This window comes from Pseudomonas sp. GW821-FHT02C04 (genome assembly GCF_059421845.1).
Genome location: NZ_JBWKVT010000002.1, coordinates 692,283 through 712,311, shown reverse-complemented (window position 1 = coordinate 712,311; position 20,029 = coordinate 692,283). Strand labels below are relative to the sequence as shown.

Here is a 20,029-nt window from a genome sequence, read left to right as displayed (position 1 = left end):
GCCTTTCAGAACATCCCAAGGAGTAGGCAGATGGCCAAGCGAATCCAGTTCCGCGCCCATGGCGGCCCCGAAGTGCTCGAGTATGTTGACTATCAACCCGCCGAGCCCGGCCCGCAGCAGGTTCGTGTGAGCAACAAGGCCATCGGCCTGAACTTCATCGACACCTACTACCGCAGCGGTCTGTACGCGCCACCGGCATTGCCGTCGGGCGTAGGCTCGGAAGGCGCCGGCATCGTCGAGGCGGTGGGCAGCGCTGTCACCCGGTTCAAGGTCGGTGACCGTGTGGCTTATGGCAGCGGCCCGCTGGGCGCCTATAGCGACGTGCATGTCTTGCCCGAGGCAAATCTGGTGCACCTGCCGGACGCCATCAGCTTCGAAACCGCTGCCGGGGTGATGCTCAAGGGCCTGACCGTGCAGTACCTGCTGCGTCAGACCTATGAACTGCAGGGCGGCGAAACCATTCTGTTCCACGCAGCGGCCGGCGGCGTCGGTTTGCTGGCCTGCCAATGGGCGAAAGCGCTGGGGGTGAAGCTGATCGGCACCGTCAGCTCGCCAGCGAAAGCCGAACTGGCCAAGGCCCATGGCGCCTGGGCAACCATCGATTACAGCCATGAAAACGTCGCCCAGCGGGTGCTGGAATTGACCGACGGGAAAAAAGTCCCGGTGGTCTACGACGGCGTCGGCAAGGACACCTGGCCGGCCTCCCTGGACAGCGCAGCACCCCGTGGCCTGGTGGTGAGCTTCGGCAATGCGTCCGGCGCCGTGGACGGCGTGAACCTTGGGATTCTGGCGGCGAAAGGTTCGCTGTACGTGACCCGGCCAACGCTGGCGACCTACGCCAACAACGCCGAAAACCTGCAACGCATGGCCGATGAGCTGTTCGGGATGATCACCAGCGGCAAGCTGAAAGTGGATATCAGCCAGCGTTACGCGCTGGCGGATGCGGCGAAGGCGCAGACCGAGTTGTCGGCGCGGCGCACCACCGGCTCCACCGTTCTGCTGCCCTGACCACAGACTTCTCCGGCAAATCTTCATGACGTGCTCGGAGCCTGCGGCAACTCTGCAAAAAACGGTGTCTTGCCGGTCAGGGTCGTTTCAAACGCCTGACGGGCAAGACGCTTCACCTCCAGCCCCAACACGCCGGGCAGCCTGAGCAGTGCACTTGCCTGGCCTTCGACCTGCAACGCACCTTCGATGAAGGTTTGCGTGACGGCTGACAGTCTGTCCTCAGCGATAGCCAGACGTAGGCGTGCACCACGTGGCTGTCGATCAATCTGCACCTGGACATCTGCAGGGTTCAGATCAGGCAAGAGCTGTCGGAGTGCGTGCATTACCTGCCGCTGAGTGATGATCGCGCCACCCAGTTTGATCGATGTTTCGACCCGCCCCTCGAGCGCCAGGACCGGCATGGAACTGCCACACGCACATTTCGTGACCGTACGCAGGATTCGCCCACGATCCCCGATCCTGTAGCGAAACAGCGGCGCATGATCGGGCAGCAGGGGCGTCAGCAGGAATTCACCGGTTTGCTCTTCAGCGACAGCTTGCAGGGTCAAAGGATCAACCACTTCGAGCAGCATGGCGTCGGCATGCAGATGATAAAAACCGTGCTCAAGGTATGCACACTGAAAGCCGATGGGGCCCGTTTCCGTCGAGCTGTAGCCTAACGAGCGAATTTTCAGCTTCGGCCAATCCCGGGCCAATTGGTCGCGCAATGTTTTACCGCAGGGTTCCCCGATGTAGTAAAGCCACTTCAGGCTGCCCAACTGCTCAGGGCCGACGTTCTCATGATTGAACAGCGCTGCGGCAAAGGAGGGGGTGCATATCAGGGCATCGACCGCTTGCGATTGAATCAGCTCGGCAATGCGCTGAACCCCCATCTGTGAGCCTGCGGGCAACAAACGTGCACCAATGTGCTGGACGAGGGCTGTCGCGTATTGAAACGCACCCTGCATTTCCCCGGCCGTCAGGCCGTTGATGACCACCTCTGGGCGCTCGTCCGTCTCACCGAACATCCGTGCCCCAAGGTGCACTATTGCAGCGTTGAACGCCCAGGAGTGGGTGATCTGTTTGCGATTGCCGGTGCTGCCTCCCGAGGTCAGGGTCAGCCCGCCACCGGGCGTTCGGTGCGAGGCTTCACCCAGCGCGGAAAACAGCACGCCGCCAGACTCGTCTTCCACTGCCAGAACCGGCAGTCGATGCAGATCAGCCAATGTCTGCACCTCCATGATCCGGGGGTACAGCGCACGAAACCATGGCAATGAGCGCGCGTGAGCCAATTTTTGTGCGAGGGCCGCGGCCGATACATCCGTTATGTGTTCATTGCTCATTGCCCCGACCTCCCTGACGAATGCCCAGCTCATCGAATCCGCTACGGACGGCGTTCGCCAGAGTTTCCAGCTGGAGCTGACTGTGGCTCGCGCTGATGGCCAGGCGCAGAATCGCCTCACCCTTGGCCACCACCGGAAACAGCGCAGTAGTAACCGCCATGCCCTGCCGGCGCAAATGCTGCGCCAGACAGATCGCGTCTCTCTCGGCCCCGACGCGGACAAAACGAATGGGGGACTCGACCTGATGATTGCCCAGCACCGGCCCAAGCAGACCGTCGATCACGGCGATATTTCGCCACAGGCCAGCCTGCAATTGACCCAGTTCCGGCGACAGGTGGATTTTCCCGGAGGCGACTGCCGCGCCCACTCCAGCCATGGAAAGTGGCCCGCCAAACGTATAAGTCGAGGCGTGGCTGCGTATCAGCTCGGCATCGGCCGCCGTGCGCACAGTGATCGCGCCACCGGTTGCACCGAACGCCTTGGACAGCGACGACAGGAGGATCAGCCGGCCGCGCTGTCGTTCATCCGCCGCGACCAGCGCGTATCCACCCCCGGCCACGCCATGGATCGAGGTACCGTGAGCGTCATCCGCATAGAGATACCCCTCGAAACGCTCCGCCAGTTGCAGCAGGCGGTTGACCGGATACAGACCACGCATCGAGCCAATGCTGTCGGTCAGGATGACGGGCGTGTTACCCGCTGCGACTGCCGTCGAACACGCTTCTTCCACTTGCGCCACATCGCTGCAATCGCAGCGCTGTACCGGGCCGAACTGCCAGAGAATGCCTTGCAGCACCTGCATCGAGGCATGCGCCGCGCGGTCGACAATCCAGCAGGGGCTGCGACGCATGGGGTAGGAGGGCATCTCACCGGAGCCTAGCAGTGGCAGGCAGCCGAGATGCGCACTGCCCACCGAGTTGAAGGTGACCGTATACCCCTGAAATATCCGGTTCAGTAGTTCATCCAGCTCACGCATGGGAGGCAACAGGACTCGGGTTCGCGCGGCAGCGAATTGCACGCCGAAGGCTACAGCGGTGCTCACGGCACCGTGAATCAAGCGTGGATCACATTCCAGCCCCAGATAAGAGCATGAGAGAAATTCGGTCAGCCGTTCGCCGCTGTCGAGTTCGATCTCTTTGCCTTCTCGCTTGACCAGCTTCAGACCGTTCAACCCGGCATCGAATAACTGCTGCTGATCGTCACGAGATTGCCGGACACGGTTTTTGACCCAATTGACGGTCGGTTGAAAGGTGCTCATCGGGATACCTGCAAGGCGGCTGTCCGGCGATAGACCTGCACACGCCAGAGCTGGGTTTTTTCTCGTGCGATCTCTGTCTGATACTGATGGGTGATATCGCAGAAGCCCGCACAATCGGGTTGAACCACATGCAAATGGCCGCGTATGACCACCCGCGCGTCGTCCGAGAGCGCCGGGGCCAGTCGTTGCAGAACATGGGTACCGGCCGTTTCAGGCATGAAGGAAGGCACATCCGACAGCGACACGAAATCGATCGCGGTCTCCCCTGCAACACAGTCGAGGATGTCAGCCTGCACCACGCGTAACTCGCATTGCTGAAGCCCCTCACGGGCACGCTGGAAAACCTCCGGATTGCACTCCAGCGGGAAGCCTTGCGGATAGCGCAGCTCACCGAAAAACAGCATTTGCAGGAAAAAGCTCTCGCGGACCACGTGAGAGGTGAACAGCCTTTGGAAAATTTCCAGATAGGCCGCGCGGGAACTGATACCGAGGTTGTTGGGTGGAAACGAGCCTTTGTACAGCAGCGAATTGAGTACTGCTGCGTTGCCCAGCAAAGCGATCACGGCCTTCCAGCGCGTGAGTGGAAAGCGCTTTCGGTAGTATTCCGTTTGTTCTTCAAGGCAGCCGTACTGAAAAATGCCCCGGCCCGCTTTGCCGGTAAACAGCCCGGTGATCTTCGCCAACCGCTTCAGGGTCTGCTCGAATGCGCCCATGTAGATCGGCGCTTCCCAGTGCCGGGACTGGAACAACCCGGACAACCAGCGACGATCCGCGGGCGGCAAAATCAATTGCTGAAAAATGGATCGGCGCCGTGCCCTCAGACTTTCCATCCGATAGCCCATGAATTCCATGAACGACTCGTGATCGGTCTGTTCCAGCAGCGCCAGGCGCAACCGGGTGAACGCCAGTTGCGGTGCACTGATATCGGTACAGGTCATGCGTGACGGGGTCGCGGCCAGCAGCGGCAACAGGCGCCCGCCGCATCCGGCAATCCCCAGCACGTGTCTGGCATGCCTGGGCAGGATCGCGTACTCAAGCGCTGTGTCCTCATCCCCCAGCGTGTAGTTGAGCTGGTCGAAATAGTCAGCCATGTCTGCCTCCAGCCACCTGATATGAACATGGGCGTGAGGTCTTCATTGCTTGCCCAAGGCGTGGAGGAAGTCATAGCGGGGCGCCAGCCCGTTTTGCCAGGCCTCGTACTGCTCATAAACGGCCTCAAGCATGTTCCCGGTCAGGCGCAGACTGGTTTCCATCACCGTGGCAATGGCATCCCAGTCTTCCTGACGCTTGCAGGTGCGCTGCAGCATGAGTTTGATTTCGTTGAAGTGCTCGATATCGATATCGGAATGTGCAACGAAGAATGTCAACTGAGAGGATTTCAGCTCCAGCGTTTCACTCAGACTGTCAATAAGCGGGGTGATGAACTGGTAGGCATTTTCTGCCCAATAACTATAACCCAGCCGCTGTAGTGGATTACCGGTAAAGGAAATCCAGTACAAATAGGCAATCAACACTTCAGTCTCTGGAAGTGCAGGTGGAATATCGAACACTTCATTCTTCAGACCAAGGCTCATGACATCGTGCAATGCCATTTTTTCATGACCGACTTCCTGCGCTGCATGTTCAAAACAGAACTTTGCATACACCGGATTATCCGCATGTCGAACACCCACCAATCCCTGATTTCGCGCATTGTGTGCCGTGTAGTGAAAGGTTTCGATCATGTAGATCGCATATAACGCTCTGGAAACACAGCCCTCGCGAATGGCTTTTACCAGCCGCGAATTCTCCAGAATATCGGCCCATGTTTTTTCGATTCGCTCATCGAGCAAGCTCAAATGTTGGTTAAAACTGAGGGGCGCATTCATCAACGTGTTTCTCCAATGGGTTGGCGAGCAGGTGGGTGGGTTGTTCAAGCGCGGCGAAAATCTGCTGCCATTGAGCTGACAGCAGCCAGTAATCACCGCGTTTGCGATGTTCGATGTGTAGAGCGTCGGTAGTGATCGGTGTCAGGCCGAAGCGCTGGAAGAATCGCCGTTGCGGTGATCGGCAGAGGGCGGTAACGCCTTCATAACCGTGCTTGATCGCCCATTCGGTGGCGGCCGCCAGCAGGCCGTTGACCGACATCGGGAATTGATTTAGCGAGTGGCTGATCAGGCGGCTGAACTCGACATGGCGCGACAGTGCCACGGTAGGAGAAACATGCTGCTGCGCCAGAGATGCCCATTCGAACGGCGACGGGGTCACTCTCAATACCGCCATGGGTTTATCGTGCAGATAAAGCAAAAAGTGGGTGCTGCGCGAGGTAATAGCCAGTCGTGTCTCAAACAACCTGGCTTTGGGTGTCAACATGTAGTGCTGCAATCGCAGTCGAAAATGGCGAGCAACAAACTGTTCAAACTCTCGCGTATCTGATCCTGCTTCAAGAGTAACGATACGATAACTTTCATAACGACTTTTCAAGGTCGCCTGTAGTGCCTGCAGACAGTCCGTTAATTGCAAATCCCTGATATCCATTTCTTCTCCGCAGCCGTTAACTTGTCGAAGTTTTCTGAGCGCATTGAAATAATGAATGTTTTTAGAAAAATCGCCACTGCGCGACTTCTGAGAATTACGTCGGAAAAATTACAACAAATGAATACTTACCGATTCATCTGACATAGAAAGGAAAAATTTAAGCCGAAAAACCGGGTTGTATTTTCAGTTACATGAAGGAAAAATCGCAGGCATGCGTAGTACTCCTCGCTATGGAAGCCGAGGAGTACTCAAAGAATTAAACAAGGGTGATATCAGGCCGGACGCACAATATTGCCGGTGGCCAGATCCCGAATCAGACTCGGGTTCTTGCGACCGCCAAGCGCTCCGCCGAGTACCAGATCGACCTGACCACGGAAATACTGCTCGACCCGCAAGCGACTCTTCGCCGCCGGACGCCCCTGCGGATTCGCCGAGGTCGAAATCAACGGTCCCACCAGCGAGCACAAGTCCCGCACCTGCGGATGATCACTGACCCGCAGAGCCACGGTGTCATGCACCCCGGTCACCCATTCCGGCAACAGGTTCTGATGCGGCACCAGCCAAGTGTTCGGCCCTGGCCAGGTACTGGCCATGCGATCGATCCAGTCCTGGGGGAAATCCTCGAACAGGAAATCGAACTGACGAATGTTGTCGGCGACCAGGATCAACCCCTTGTCCACCGAACGGTTCTTGATCGCCAACAGGCGATCCACCGCTTCTTCATTCCACGGATCGCACCCCAGCCCCCAGACGGCTTCGGTTGGATAGGCAATCACCGCCCCGGCGCGAATCTCTCGTGCGGCTTGTTGCACACGCCAACTGTTGACCATGAAAAACTCTCCGCAAACAGGTTTCGCGCAGTTTACCGATCTTCAATGTAAAACCTAGCTTACCCGCGCAAACCAGCGGCCGTTTTCGCACACCGCGCGGCCATCCATCTCCAGTTCGGTCAACGCAGCCAAGACTTTGGGCAACGCCCAGCCACTGCTGTCGGCCAGGCCCTCGCTTGTGTGCGGCGCGGCATGCAGCAGGCGCAATAACGGATTGTCCGTAGCCGGTGCAGTGGTGGATACCGGCAAGTGCTGCCAGCCACGCAGGGCCTCAAGGATGTGCTCGATGGTTTCCACCAGCACCGCGCCATCGCGGATCAGTTGATGGCAACCGCGCGCGCCGGGGTGGTGGATCGAGCCCGGAATCGCGTACACCTCGCGCCCCTGTTCCGCCGCCAGTCGCGCGGTGATCAACGAACCACTGGCCACACTGGCCTCGACCACCAGTACGCCGAGGGACAAACCGCTGATGATCCGGTTGCGCCTGGGGAAGTTGCTCGCCGTCGGCCCGGCGTCCAGTGGAAACTCCGAAATCACCGCACTGCCAGAGGCAATCATCGTGTCCGCCACTCGCCGATTGCGCTGTGGATAAAATTTTTCCAGGCCGGTGCCCAGCACACCGACGGTTTGCCCGCCAACGTCGAGCGCGGCTTGATGCACGGCGGCATCGATGCCCAACGCCAGACCACTGGTGATGACGAAACCGGCTCCGGCCAGGCTGCGGGCAAACGCCGTGGCGGTGTCCATGCCCGGACGTGAGGCGCGGCGACTGCCGACCATCGCCAGCTGCGGTTTTTCCAGGATCAGCGGGTCACCGGCAACAAACAGCAGCGGTGGGGGATCGGCAATCTGCGCCAGCAATGCCGGGTAGTCCGGCTGGTCGAGCATCAGCAAATGCTGGCCCGGGCGCTCTAGCCAGGCCAATGCGCGGCTCGCGCCGTCACGCACTTCAGGACAACGACGAGCTTCGGCGCTCGCCACCGGCAAGCCCAGCGAACGCCAGGCACTGGCCGGCGCACTGATGGCCTTGGAGGCGGAGCCGAACGCTTCGAGCAACCGGGCAAAACGTTTCGGGCCGATTTCCGGCAAACGGTGCAGGCGCATACGCGCTTCCAGTTCCGCAGGGGAAACCGGCGTACAGACAGGCATCATCATGGATCATCCTTGATCGTTATAAGCCCCGAACCTTTCGGAACAAGCTGTGGATAAGTCTGTTGGTAACTTGTGAAGCCAGCTAAGGATTTCGCACCTTGTCCAGCACCGCCAGCGAGCGCGATGCGTTGAGTACAAGGCCGTAACTGAGTTTGTCGTAGGTGCGGAACACCATCAGCAATCCGGCGCGTTCATCGGGAATCTTCAACGGCTGGCCAGTGATCCGGTCGCGCACGGTTTCCCCGGTTTTCATCACCACCAGCACGTTGCCCTCGGCCAGACCGTCGCGTTTGCCCTTGTTCAGTGTCACCACGTCCATCGCGCCGATCTGCGTCACACCGCGCGGCACATCAATGATCAGGCCGTTGATGTCGGTGGTGGGAGCGCTGGGCATGAAGGTCGAATTGATGGAACGCTCTTCGCCGCTGAACAAACGGTCGCCGAGGCGCACTTCCTGGGTCGTGCGTTGCAGGGCGAGGGTGGCGACGTCGCCTTCGGTGGCGACGATCTCACCGCCGCCGATGTCGTCGGCGTTGATCCCCAGAAACTCCTTGCTCTGCGGATCGGTGTAGACCTTGCCTTGGCGGAAGATGCCGTAGACCGGCTGGTTCGGATCGAAATGGCCTCGGGCGAAGATCCGGTCGCCAGTGCCGCTGAGCACGCGCTCGGCATCACCGGCAACGATGTACGGCGCCTTGTCGAAGTCCTCGACCTTGTCGACGATGCGGTTGCTTAGCAGAAAGCTGTTGATGGATTTCAGCGGAATGCTCGGAATCGCTTCGGCCACCGGGCTGCTGCGAATCCGTGGCGACAGCTTGATGGTGCCGCGCGACGCCCCGCGATTGAGGGTCAGGCGTGGCTGGCCGTTGACGTAACTGAGGGTCAGCGTGTCGCCCGGATAGATCAGGTTGGGGTTTTCGATCTGCGGATTGGCCCGCCACAGCTGCGGCCACTGCCAGGGTTCGCGCAAATATTTACCGGAGATGTCCCAGAGCGTATCCCCCGAAACCACCGTGTATTGCTGTGGAAAACCTTCCTTGAGTTGCACTTGCCCGTGCGCGGCGCCGGCCGAGGCCAGAAACAGCAGGGCGAGTAGTGATTTCCTCATGCGGTGAATCCCTTTATTATGTGCGTTCGCGTGAAACGCCAGAGCCCCCGTGGCTCGCTCCCTGCTCTATGCTGAAAAGCAAGGAGCTACGTTTCACAACGGTAGCCTGCATCTTCGGACCCGCCAGGCCATCGCCCGACTTTACCTCACACGTGCAGCAATCAAGCTTATGGCCATTTTGAACATCCTCGAATTTCCGGACCCGCGTCTGCGCACTATCGCCAAACCTGTGGCTGTAGTGGACGACGAAGTGCGTCAACTGGTCGATGACATGTTTGAAACAATGTATGAAGCGCCGGGCATCGGCCTTGCCGCGACCCAGGTCAACGTGCACAAACGTATCGTCGTGATGGACCTTTCCGAAGACCGCACCGAACCCCGGGTGTTCATCAACCCCGAGTTCGAATCGCTGACCGACGAAATGGAGCAATACCAGGAAGGCTGCCTCTCGGTGCCGGGCTTCTACGAAAACGTCGACCGCCCGCAAAAGGTCAAGATCAAGGCGCTTGATCGTGACGGCCAGCCTTACGAACTGATCGCCGAAGGCCTGCTCGCCGTGTGCATCCAGCACGAATGCGACCACCTCAACGGCAAGTTGTTCGTCGATTACCTGTCCACGCTCAAACGCGACCGGATCAAGAAGAAACTGGAAAAGCAGCACCGCCAGAACGCTTGATGCCCCTCTCCAAAGGCTTGCTGCGGCAAGCCTTTTTCTTTTTATGAGACTCCCCCATGACTGAGCCACTGCGCATCGTTTTTGCCGGCACCCCGGAATTCGCCGCCGAACACCTCAAGGCCCTGCTGGACAGCCCTTACGAGATCGTTGCGGTCTACACCCAACCGGATCGTCCGGCCGGTCGTGGGCAAAAGCTGATGCCGAGCCCGGTCAAACAGCTCGCCCTGGAAAACAATATCCAGGTGTTGCAGCCGCCAACTCTGCGCAACGCTGACGCTCAGGCCGAGCTCGCAGCGCTCAAGCCTGACTTGATGGTGGTGGTCGCCTACGGCCTGATCCTGCCGCAAGTGGTGCTGGATATTCCGCGCCTGGGCTGCATCAACAGCCATGCCTCCCTGCTGCCACGCTGGCGCGGTGCGGCGCCGATCCAGCGCGCCGTCGAAGCAGGCGACGCCGAAAGCGGCGTGACCGTGATGCGCATGGAAGCGGGCCTCGATACCGGGCCGATGCTGCTTAAAGTCGTGACCCCGATCAGCGCCGAAGACACCGGCGGCAGCCTCCACGATCGCCTTGCCGAAATGGGCCCGCCTGCCGTGGTGCAGGCAATTGCCGGTCTGGCCGCTGGCACCCTGGAAGGCGAAGTGCAGAACGATGAACTCGCCACCTACGCGCACAAACTGAACAAGGACGAAGCACGCATCGACTGGAGCCGTCCGGCTATCGAGCTGGAACGTCTGGTTCGCGCCTTCAATCCATGGCCGATCACCCACAGCACGCTCAACGGCGAAGCCCTGAAAGTGCTGGCGGCGACGCTGGCCGAAGGTAAGGGCGCACCGGGCACCATCCTCGGCGCCAGCAAGGACGGCCTGCTCGTCGCCTGTGGCGAACAGGCGCTGTGCCTGACCCGCCTGCAATTGCCCGGCGGCAAGGCGCTGAACTTCAGCGATCTGTTCAACAGCCGTCGTGAAAAATTCGCCACCGGCACGGTGCTTGGCGCAGCGGTGGACGCGCAATGAACCCGCGTCTGGCCGCCGCCAAGGCACTCGCCGCCGTCCTGAGCGGCAAGGCTTCGCTCAACAGCTCCCTGCCGACGCAACTGGACAAGGTCGAGGATCGCGATCGCGGTTTCACTCAGGATCTGGCGTTCGGCACCGCCCGCTGGCAGCCACGTTTGTCGGCGCTGGCGGAGAAACTGCTGCAGAAGCCGTTCAAGGCGGCGGACGCCGATGTCGAGGCGCTGTTGCTGGTCGGTCTCTATCAGTTGCTCTACACCCGAGTCCCGCCGCACGCCGCCATCGGCGAAACCGTCGGTTGCGCCGACAAGCTGAAAAAGCCGTGGGCCAAAGGTCTGCTCAACGCCGTACTGCGCAACGCCCAACGCGAACATGAGGCGATCTTCGCCGAACTGGAGCGCGATCCGGTAGTGCGCACCGCCCACCCGCGCTGGCTGCAAAAATCCCTGAAGGCCTTCTGGCCTGAACAGTGGGAAGCCATCTGCGAAGCCAACAACGCGCATCCGCCGATGATCCTGCGGGTCAACCGCCGTCATCACAGCCGTGACGCCTACCTCGGTCTGCTGACTGAAGCGGGCATCGCCGCGCAGCCGTGCACCTTCAGCCGCGACGGCATCATCCTCGACGCTGCCGCCGATGTGCGCAGCCTGCCGGGTTTCGCTGAAGGCTGGATCAGCGTGCAGGACGAAGCCGCGCAACTGGCCGCCGACCTGCTCGACCTCGCGCCGGGTCAGCGAGTGCTGGACGCCTGCTGCGCGCCGGGCGGCAAGACCTGCCACATCCTCGAAGCCGAACCGGCACTGGCCGGCGTGGTGGCGGTGGACCTGGAAGCCAAGCGTCTGGTGCGGGTGAAGGAAAACCTCGAACGCCTCGGCCTGAACGCCGAACTGATCGCCGCCGACGGTCGCGACACGGCAGCGTGGTGGGACGGCAAACCGTTCCAGCGCATCCTGCTCGACGCGCCGTGCTCGGCCACCGGGGTGATCCGCCGCCATCCGGACATCAAGCTGACCCGTCAGGCCGACGACATCGCCGCCCTCGCACAACTGCAAGGCGAGTTGCTCGACGCGATGTGGAAAACCCTCGAAGTGGGCGGCATCCTGCTGTACGCCACCTGCTCGACCTTGCCGACCGAGAACACCGAAGTCATCGGCGCATTCCTTGAGCGCACACCAGGTGCCCGGGAGCTGGATCTGGCCACCGCCGCCGGGATCAAGCAGCCCCATGGTCGCCAATTGCTGGCCCAGCAGGGCGGGCATGACGGGTTCTACTACGCCAAGCTGATCAAGATCGCTGCCGCACGCGGCTAAACGGATTCAATGGAGTGACGGGTTGAAAATCATCATCCTCGGTGCAGGGCAGGTCGGCGGTTCGCTGGCTGAACATCTGGCGAGCGAAGCCAACGACATCACCGTGGTCGACACCGATGGCGACCGTCTGCGCGACCTCGGCGACCGTCTCGATATCCGCACCGTGCAGGGCCGTGGTTCGCTACCGACCGTGCTGCGTCAGGCTGGTGCCGACGACGCCGACATGCTGGTGGCGGTGACCAACAGCGACGAAACCAACATGGTCGCCTGCCAGGTTGCCCATACCCTGTTCCACACCCCGACCAAGATCGCCCGGGTACGCGAGGCGTCGTACCTGACCCGCGAGGAGCAACTGTTCCAGAACGAAGCGATCCCGGTCGACGTGCTGATCAGCCCCGAGCAAGTGGTCACCAACTACATCAAGCGCCTGATCCAGCATCCCGGCGCCTTGCAGGTAATCGACTTCGCCGAAGGCCAGGCACAACTGGTGGCGGTGCGCGCCTATTACGGCGGGCCGCTGGTGGGTCAGCAACTGCGCCAGTTGCGCGAACACATGCCGAATGTGGAAACGCGAGTGGCGGCGATTTTCCGCCGTGACCGACCGATTCTTCCTCAGGGCGACACGGTGATCGAGGCCGACGACGAAGTCTTCTTCATCGCCGCCCGTGAGAACATTCGCGCCGTGATGAGCGAAATGCGCCGCCTCGACGAAACCTACAAGCGCATCGTCATCGCCGGCGGCGGGCAGATCGGCGAGCGGCTGGCCGAGGCCATCGAAAGCCGTTATCAGGTGAAGATCATCGAGATGAACCCGGCGCGCTGCCGTTATCTCTCCGATACCCTCGACAGCACCGTGGTGTTGCAGGGCAGCGCTTCAGATCGCGACTTGCTGCTGGAAGAGAACATCGCCGACGCGGACATCTTCCTCGCGCTGACCAACGATGACGAAGCCAACATCATGTCCTCGCTGCTGGCCAAGCGTCTGGGCGCGAAGAAGGTGATGACAATCATCAACAACCCGGCCTACGTCGACCTGATCCAGGGCGGTGACATCGACATCGCCATCAGCCCGCAACTGGCGACCATTGGCACCTTGCTGGCCCACGTGCGGCGTGGCGATATCGTCAGCGTGCACTCATTGCGCCGGGGCGCGGCGGAAGCCATCGAAGCGGTGGCCCATGGTGATTCGAAGTCGAGCAAGGTCATCGGCAAGGCCATCGAAAACATCGCCCTGCCGCCAGGCACCACCATTGGCGCGATTATCCGCGATGAAGAAGTGATCATCGCCCACGACGACACGGTGATCGCCGCGGGTGACCACGTGATTCTGTTCCTTGTGGATAAAAAACACATTCGCGATGTGGAGAAGCTGTTCCACGTGGGACTGAGTTTCTTCTGACCGACCAAGAGGCGAGACCGATGCTCGAATCCCTGGAAAAAATGCTCGCCAAGGGTGTGGATAACTCTTTACTGCGCTTCGGTTTGGGCAAGGGCTATCTGGATCTGGGGGAGAACGCGAAGGCGGCCGAGCATTTCCAGCGTTGCGTCGGGTTCGATCCGAAATACTCGGCAGCGTGGAAACTGTTGGGCAAGGCGCAACTGGCGCTGGGTGATCTGGCGGCTGCGCGGCAGGCGTGGGAACAGGGGCTGGAAGCGGCCCGGGCCCATGGAGACAAGCAGGCGGAGAAGGAAATGACGGTGTTTTTGAAGAAGCTTGAACGTCAGAAGCCGTGACGGCTGTGGATAACCCGTTTGGTCAGGTTATCCACAATTGCACATCGCCGATCAGTACCAGCGCGCCTCACCCGGCGGACGCTTCTTGAAGCGCTTCATGCTCCACATGTACTGGCTCGGATAAGCCGCCACATAACGCTCGACCACCTGACTCATCGCTGCGCAGGAGGTTTCGGTGTCGGTGCTGTACATCGCTTCCGGCGCCGCTTCCAGGATTACCTTGTAGCCGGAACCGTCCGGCAAACGCAGCGCATGCAGGAACACCCCGACGGCTTTGCCACCGGCGAGCATGTTCGGCACGAACTTGCTGGTCAGGGCCTGGGTGGCGAAGAACGGCACGAAGATCCCGGCGGATTCGGCCGGTTCCGGGTCCGCAGGAATCCCCACCTGACCGCCCTTGCGCACTTCCTTGATGACACTGAGGATGCCTTCCTTGGTCGACGCCGCCACGCGGTTGCCCAGTTGCACCCGCTGCTTGCGCAGCAATTCATCCACAGCCTTGAGCTTCGGCGGACGGTAGAAAATGATCGGTTTGCACTGGCTGCAATAGAAGTGGTTGAGCACTTCCCAGTTGCCCAGGTGGCTGGTGATGCCGACCACGCCTTTGCCGGACGCCAATGCGTCCTTGAGGATGTCGAGGCCCTCGACTTCGCGCACCAGGTCGATGGAACGCTGGGCCGGCCAGATCCAGGCGCAGGCGCTTTCAGTCAGGGACTTGCCGATGTCTTTCAGACTCTGCCCGACCAGACGCTCACGTTCAGCCGGGTCCATCTGTGGAAAACATTTGGCCAGGTTGATCCGCACCACATCGCGGGAGCGGTTGGGGGTTTTCCACATGATCCAGCCGATCGCCGAACCCACGGCCTGCACGGCCCGCCACGGTAGCAGGGCAAACAGCCGCAGAGCGCCAACCAGCATGGCGCCTTTAAACTTTTCCACAGGTCACTCCTGATCTTGTGCTGTGCGCGAGGCGGCCATTCTAACCGCCGTTGACGAGCTGCGCGTAGCGGTCGCAGTCCTGCGTGTGATCCATGACCATGCCCGAGGCCTGCATCAGCGCATAGCAGATGGTCGGACCGACGAAGGTGAAACCGGCCTTTTTCAGGCCTTTGCTCATGGCCACGGCTTGCGGGGTGATGGCCGGGACTTCGCTGCGATCCTTGAAATGATTGATCACCGGCCGGTTATCCACAAACGACCAGAGGAAGGCCACCGGATCCTCCAGCGCCAGCCACGCCTGGGCATTGCGCCGGGCGGCATTGAGCTTGAGGCGGTTGCGGATGATCCCCGGATCGAGCATCAATTCATCGATTTCAGCGTCGCTCATCTGCGCCACGCGCTGTACGTCGAAGCCGAACAACACCTCGCGATACCGCTCGCGTTTGCGCAGCACGGTGATCCACGAAAGCCCGGCCTGGAACCCTTCGAGCAAAAGCAACTCGAACAAACCCTGCGCATCGCGTAGCGGCGTACCCCACTCCTGATCGTGGTAAGCCATGTACAGCGGATCTTCGTTGCACCAAAAGCAGCGTGGCATAAGGCTCCAGGGGGTGGAGGTGCGACTGAATCGGGTATACTCCCGCTCTTTAAATCGCAGCCCAAGAAACAGGTGAATTTCGTGAGCCAGCCTACGCCAGCCGTGCGTACCTTCCAAGACTTGATCCTCGCGCTCCAGCAATACTGGGCCGAGCAAGGTTGTGTGGTACTTCAGCCCTACGATATGGAAGTAGGCGCCGGCACTTTCCACACCGCGACATTCCTGCGTGCCATCGGCCCGGAAACCTGGAACGCCGCTTACGTACAGCCAAGCCGCCGTCCGACTGACGGCCGTTACGGCGAAAACCCGAACCGTCTGCAGCACTACTACCAGTTCCAGGTAGTCCTGAAGCCGAACCCGGACAACTTCCAGGAACTGTACCTGGGCTCCCTCAAGCATGTCGGCCTGGACCCACTGGTCCACGACATCCGCTTCGTCGAAGACAACTGGGAATCGCCGACCCTCGGCGCCTGGGGTCTGGGCTGGGAAGTCTGGCTGAACGGCATGGAAGTGACCCAGTTCACTTACTTCCAGCAGGCGGGCGGCATCGAGTGCTACCCGGTGACCGGCGAGATCACCTACGGTCTCGAGCGTCTGGCCATGTACCTGCAAGGCGTGGACTCGGTCTACGACCTGGTCTGGGCTGACGGTCCGTTCGGCAAAGTGACCTACGGCGACGTGTTCCACCAGAACGAAGTGGAGCAATCCACCTACAACTTCGAACACGCCAACGTCGACAAGCTGTTCGAACTGTTCGACTTCTATGAAAGCGAAGCCAAGCGCCTGATCGAACTCGACCAGCCGCTGCCGTTGCCAAGCTATGAAATGGTCCTGAAGGCCTCGCACACCTTCAACCTGCTGGATGCGCGCCGGGCGATCTCGGTGACTGCGCGTCAGCAATACATTCTGCGCGTGCGCACCCTGGCGCGTTCCGTCGCCCAAGCCTACCTGCTGGCCCGCGCCAAGCTGGGCTTCCCGATGGCAACCCCGGACCTGCGTGACGAAGTACTGGCCAAGCTGGAGGCTGCACAATGAGTGCTCAAGATTTTCTGGTTGAACTGGGCACCGAAGAACTGCCACCCAAAGCCCTGAACACCTTGGCCGAAGCGTTCCTGGCCGGTATCGACAAGGGCCTGCAAGCCGCCGGCCTGAGCTACGAGACCAAAACTGTCTACGCCGCGCCGCGTCGTCTGGCTGTGCTGATCACCGCGCTGGCCACCCAGCAACCGGATCGCAGCATCAACCTCGACGGCCCGCCACGTCAGGCTGCATTCGATGCCGACGGCAATCCGACTCAAGCGGCACTGGGCTTCGCCAAGAAGTGCGGCGTCGAGCTGAGCGAAATCGACCAGAGCGGTCCGAAACTGCGCTACAGCCAGAACATCGCCGGCAAGCCGACTTCGAGCCTGCTGCCGACCATCGTCGAAGACTCGCTGAACGACCTGCCGATCCCGAAACGCATGCGTTGGGGTGCACGCAAGGAAGAGTTCGTACGTCCGACCCAGTGGCTGGTGATGCTGCTCGGCGACCAGGTCATCGACTGCACGATCCTCGCGCAGAAGGCTGGCCGTGAATCCCGTGGCCACCGTTTCCACCACCCGGAAAACGTGCGCATCGGTTCGCCGTCGAGCTACCTGGCCGACCTGCGCGCCGCTTACGTGCTGGCCGACGCCAACGAGCGTCGCGAGATCATCAGCAAGCGCACCGAAGAGCTGGCGACCCGTCAGGAAGGCACCGCGATCGTGCCGCCGGCGCTGCTCGACGAAGTGACTGCGCTGGTCGAATGGCCAGTGCCGCTGGTGTGCTCGTTCGAGGAACGTTTCCTCGACGTGCCGCAGGAAGCGCTGATCACCACCATGCAGGACAACCAGAAGTACTTCTGCCTGCTGGATGCCGACGGCAAGTTGCTGCCACGTTTCATCACTGTGGCCAACATCGAATCCAAAGACCCGCAGCAGATCGTCGCCGGTAACGAGAAGGTGGTTCGCCCACGTCTGACCGACGCCGAGTTCTTCTTCAAGCAGGACAAGAAGCAGAAGCTCGAAGCGTTCAACGATCGCCTGCAGAACGTGGTGTTCCAGGAAAAACTCGGCAGCGTCTACGACAAGGCCGAGCGCGTTTCGAAACTGGCCGCGTACATCGCCGCACGCATCGGCGGCAACGCTTCGTGGGCTGCCCGTGCAGGTTTGCTGTCCAAGTGCGACCTGGCCACCGAAATGGTCGGCGAGTTCCCGGAGATGCAAGGTGTCGCCGGCTACTACTACGCCCTCAATGACGGCGAGCCGGAAGACGTCGCTCTGGCACTGAACGAGCAGTACATGCCACGCGGCGCCGGCGCTGAACTGCCTGCCACCCTGACCGGTGCGGCCGTGGCCATCGCCGACAAGCTCGACACCCTGGTCGGCATCTTCGGCATCGGCATGCTGCCGACCGGCAGCAAAGACCCGTATGCCCTGCGCCGTGCGGCACTGGGTGTGCTGCGGATCCTGATCGAGAAACAACTGGATCTGGACCTGAACGACGCCGTGGCTTTCGCCGTGAATGCGTTCGGTGCCAAGGTCAAGGCTGCCGGCCTGAACGACGCGGTGCTGGAATTCATCTTCGACCGTCTGCGTGCGCGTTACGAAGACGAAGGCGTGGATGTCGCCACCTACCTGTCGGTACGTGCCCTGAAGCCGGGTTCGGCGCTGGACTTCGACCAGCGTGTGCAAGCGGTTCAGGCCTTCCGCAAACTGCCGGAAGCGGCGGCGCTGGCGGCGGTGAACAAGCGTGTGTCGAACCTGCTGAGCAAGGTAGAAGGCTCCGTGCCGACCGACGTTCAGGCCAAGTACTTCGACAACGCCAACGAGTTTTCGCTGTACTCGGCGATCCAGCAAGCGGACCAGGCTGTACAGCCAATGGCCGCGGCGCGTCAGTACAACGAATCGCTGGCACGCCTGGCTGCACTGCGCGAACCAGTAGACGCGTTCTTCGACGCGGTGATGGTCAATGCCGAAGACGCCAATGTGCGGGCCAACCGTTACGCGCTGCTGGCGCGTCTGCGTGGCCTGTTCCTGGGTGTTGCCGACATTTCGCTGCTGGGTTGAGGGATTGCTGTTGAAACTGCTGATTCTCGATCGGGACGGAGTGATCAATTACGACTCCGACGCTTACATCAAGTCGGTGGAGGAGTGGATTCCGCTGCCCGGCTCGATCGAAGCGATTGCGCAGTTGAGCAAGGCCGGCTGGACGGTGGCGGTCGCCACCAACCAGTCGGGCATTGCTCGCGGCTACTACGATCTCGCTACCCTCGATGCCATGCACGCGCGCCTGCGCACGCTGGTGGCGGAGCAGGGCGGTGAAGTCGGGTTGATCGTGTATTGCCCGCATGGGCCGGACGAGGGTTGCGATTGCCGCAAGCCGAAACCCGGCATGCTGAAAACCATTGCGCAGCATTACGATGTCGCACTGACGAATGTCTGGTTCGTCGGCGACAGCCTTGGTGACCTGGAGGCTGCCAAAGCCGTCGATTCACAGCCCGTTTTGGTAAAGACCGGGAAAGGCGAAAAGACTCAGGCCAAGACCTTGCCGGTCGGCACCCTGATTTTTGACGATCTGGCGGCGATTGCCGCAGAACTTATCCACAACTAGAGTACTTCTGAAGTTCCTGACCAGGGATTGATCGGGAGTGCGCTTGAACAGTCGGGCATCGCCCGTAACGGTAAACGTCGCCATGTCGATACTGCAGGCCATCAGAATCTTCCTCTTTTACCTGCTGCTGGGCACCACGTCCCTGCTGTGGTGCAGCCTGAGCTTTTTTATCGCGCCCTTTCTGCCGTTCAAGGCGCGCTATCGCTTTATCAACGTGTACTGGTGCCGTTGCGCCTTGTGGTTGACCAAGGTGTTCCTCGGTATCCGCTACGAAGTCAAAGGCGCGGAAAACGTGCCTGACCGGCCCTGCGTGATTCAGTCGAACCACCAGAGCACCTGGGAGACGTTCTTTCTCTCCGCCTATTTCTCGCCCTTGAGCCAGGTGCTCAAGCGCGAATTGCTGTACGTGCCGTTCTTCGGCTGGGCCATGGCCATGCTGCGGCCGATCGCCATTGATCGCGACAACCCGAAAGCTGCGCTCAAGCAAGTCGCGGCAAAGGGTGATGAGCTGCTCAAGGACAATGTCTGGGTGCTGATCTTCCCTGAAGGCACTCGCGTTCCCCACGGCACCATCGGCAAGTTCTCCCGCAGTGGCAGCGCATTGGCCGTGAATGCGGCGCTTCCGGTATTGCCGATTGCGCACAATGCCGGCAAGTTCTGGCCGAAAATCGGTTGGGGTAAAAAACCGGGTGTGATCACTGTGGTTATCGGTCAGCCGATGTACGCCGAAGGCACTGGCCCACGTGCCATCGCCGATCTGAACGACCGCGTGCAAGCGTGGAACGAGCAGGCGCAGCGGGAAATGGGTTCGCTGCCACCGGCTCCGCAGGCACCTGCTGCCAATGATCAGGTGGTTGTCTGAAATTTTGTGGATAACCTGTGTACGGATTGTTGGAAAAGCGTCGAAATCAAAGATTAAGTGACTGATTTATTT

At 60.6% G+C, this 20,029-nt stretch carries 20 protein-coding genes; 10 read left to right on the top strand and 10 right to left on the bottom strand.

What is annotated here, in order from left to right:
* Positions 1-30 precede the first annotated feature (30 nt).
* Complete coding sequence (locus AC07VV_RS11405) at positions 31-1,008, top strand: NADPH:quinone reductase (protein WP_192559390.1); 978 nt, start codon at positions 31-33, stop codon at positions 1,006-1,008.
* A gap of 23 nt (positions 1,009-1,031) precedes the next feature.
* Here the strand turns inward: AC07VV_RS11405 and AC07VV_RS11400 are convergent, their stop codons facing one another.
* The 8 genes from AC07VV_RS11400 to AC07VV_RS11365 all read right to left on the bottom strand — a co-directional run bounded on the left by AC07VV_RS11400 (position 1,032) and on the right by AC07VV_RS11365 (position 9,195).
* On the bottom strand, positions 1,032-2,330 hold the full coding sequence (locus AC07VV_RS11400) for a phenylacetate--CoA ligase family protein (RefSeq protein WP_495036274.1): 1,299 nt from the start codon (positions 2,328-2,330) through the stop codon (positions 1,032-1,034).
* Positions 2,320-3,588 carry an aminotransferase class I/II-fold pyridoxal phosphate-dependent enzyme gene (locus AC07VV_RS11395; protein ID WP_495036273.1) on the bottom strand — a complete coding sequence of 423 codons (1,269 nt, stop codon included), beginning with the start codon at positions 3,586-3,588 and terminating at the stop codon, positions 2,320-2,322. Before AC07VV_RS11395 ends, AC07VV_RS11400 begins: the two co-directional genes overlap by 11 nt.
* Positions 3,585-4,679 (bottom strand): DUF3419 family protein, encoded by a 1,095-nt coding sequence (locus AC07VV_RS11390; RefSeq protein WP_495036272.1) that lies wholly within the window; start codon positions 4,677-4,679, stop codon positions 3,585-3,587. Before AC07VV_RS11390 ends, AC07VV_RS11395 begins: the two co-directional genes overlap by 4 nt.
* Before the next feature lie 42 nt (positions 4,680-4,721).
* Positions 4,722-5,456, bottom strand: coding sequence for an iron-containing redox enzyme family protein (locus AC07VV_RS11385; RefSeq protein WP_495036271.1), 735 nt, complete (start codon positions 5,454-5,456; stop codon positions 4,722-4,724).
* A complete protein-coding gene (locus AC07VV_RS11380; RefSeq protein WP_495036270.1) occupies positions 5,434-6,105 on the bottom strand; it encodes a GNAT family N-acetyltransferase in 672 nt (223 codons plus the stop codon). Before AC07VV_RS11380 ends, AC07VV_RS11385 begins: the two co-directional genes overlap by 23 nt.
* Positions 6,106-6,377: 272 nt before the next feature.
* Entirely contained in the window at positions 6,378-6,935 is a 558-nt protein-coding gene (gene tsaC, locus AC07VV_RS11375; RefSeq protein ID WP_007954101.1) for an L-threonylcarbamoyladenylate synthase type 1 TsaC, read from the bottom strand.
* A 54-nt stretch (positions 6,936-6,989) separates the two neighbouring features.
* Positions 6,990-8,090 carry a DNA-processing protein DprA gene (gene dprA / locus AC07VV_RS11370; RefSeq protein WP_495036269.1) on the bottom strand — a complete coding sequence of 367 codons (1,101 nt, stop codon included), beginning with the start codon at positions 8,088-8,090 and terminating at the stop codon, positions 6,990-6,992.
* Between the two features lie 79 nt (positions 8,091-8,169).
* On the bottom strand, positions 8,170-9,195 hold the full coding sequence (locus tag AC07VV_RS11365; protein ID WP_495036268.1) for a LysM peptidoglycan-binding domain-containing protein: 1,026 nt from the start codon (positions 9,193-9,195) through the stop codon (positions 8,170-8,172).
* Between the two features lie 169 nt (positions 9,196-9,364).
* On the opposite strand from AC07VV_RS11365, the gene def reads away from it, so the two are divergent.
* Genes def through AC07VV_RS11340 form a run of 5 tightly spaced genes read left to right on the top strand, consistent with a single transcriptional unit; the run spans position 9,365 to position 13,928 of the window.
* On the top strand, positions 9,365-9,871 hold the full coding sequence (def, locus tag AC07VV_RS11360) for a peptide deformylase (RefSeq protein ID WP_085733888.1): 507 nt from the start codon (positions 9,365-9,367) through the stop codon (positions 9,869-9,871).
* 56 nt (positions 9,872-9,927) lie between these two features.
* On the top strand, positions 9,928-10,887 hold the full coding sequence (fmt, locus tag AC07VV_RS11355; RefSeq protein ID WP_273540099.1) for a methionyl-tRNA formyltransferase: 960 nt from the start codon (positions 9,928-9,930) through the stop codon (positions 10,885-10,887).
* Positions 10,884-12,194: a 16S rRNA (cytosine(967)-C(5))-methyltransferase RsmB gene (gene rsmB, locus AC07VV_RS11350; RefSeq protein ID WP_495036267.1), complete on the top strand. Its 1,311-nt coding sequence runs from the start codon at positions 10,884-10,886 to the stop codon at positions 12,192-12,194. The genes fmt and rsmB overlap by 4 nt, the downstream gene beginning before the upstream one ends.
* A gap of 22 nt (positions 12,195-12,216) precedes the next feature.
* On the top strand, positions 12,217-13,593 hold the full coding sequence (gene trkA / locus AC07VV_RS11345) for a Trk system potassium transporter TrkA (RefSeq protein WP_085713086.1): 1,377 nt from the start codon (positions 12,217-12,219) through the stop codon (positions 13,591-13,593).
* A 20-nt stretch (positions 13,594-13,613) separates the two neighbouring features.
* Positions 13,614-13,928: a tetratricopeptide repeat protein gene (locus AC07VV_RS11340; protein ID WP_495036266.1), complete on the top strand. Its 315-nt coding sequence runs from the start codon at positions 13,614-13,616 to the stop codon at positions 13,926-13,928.
* Positions 13,929-13,979: 51 nt separating this feature from the next.
* Here AC07VV_RS11340 and AC07VV_RS11335 read toward each other — a convergent pair whose 3' ends face one another.
* Together AC07VV_RS11335 and tag are read right to left on the bottom strand one after the other, a co-directional pair.
* Positions 13,980-14,867, bottom strand: a complete 888-nt coding sequence (locus AC07VV_RS11335; protein WP_085713088.1) for a lysophospholipid acyltransferase — start codon at positions 14,865-14,867, stop codon at positions 13,980-13,982.
* A 40-nt stretch (positions 14,868-14,907) separates the two neighbouring features.
* Positions 14,908-15,465, bottom strand: coding sequence for a DNA-3-methyladenine glycosylase I (tag, locus tag AC07VV_RS11330; protein ID WP_064592405.1), 558 nt, complete (start codon positions 15,463-15,465; stop codon positions 14,908-14,910).
* 81 nt (positions 15,466-15,546) lie between these two features.
* Here tag and glyQ point away from each other — a divergent pair, with 81 nt between their 5' ends.
* The 4 genes from glyQ (at position 15,547) to AC07VV_RS11310 (ending at position 19,957) form a co-directional block, all read left to right on the top strand.
* Positions 15,547-16,500, top strand: coding sequence for a glycine--tRNA ligase subunit alpha (gene glyQ / locus AC07VV_RS11325; protein WP_003187265.1), 954 nt, complete (start codon positions 15,547-15,549; stop codon positions 16,498-16,500).
* Positions 16,497-18,551, top strand: coding sequence for a glycine--tRNA ligase subunit beta (gene glyS / locus AC07VV_RS11320; protein ID WP_495036265.1), 2,055 nt, complete (start codon positions 16,497-16,499; stop codon positions 18,549-18,551). The genes glyQ and glyS overlap by 4 nt, the downstream gene beginning before the upstream one ends.
* 4 nt (positions 18,552-18,555) lie before the next feature.
* Positions 18,556-19,095, top strand: coding sequence for a D-glycero-beta-D-manno-heptose 1,7-bisphosphate 7-phosphatase (gmhB, locus tag AC07VV_RS11315; RefSeq protein WP_495036264.1), 540 nt, complete (start codon positions 18,556-18,558; stop codon positions 19,093-19,095).
* 82 nt (positions 19,096-19,177) lie between these two features.
* A complete protein-coding gene (locus AC07VV_RS11310) occupies positions 19,178-19,957 on the top strand; it encodes a lysophospholipid acyltransferase family protein (RefSeq protein WP_273539397.1) in 780 nt (259 codons plus the stop codon).
* Positions 19,958-20,029: the final 72 nt, after the last annotated feature.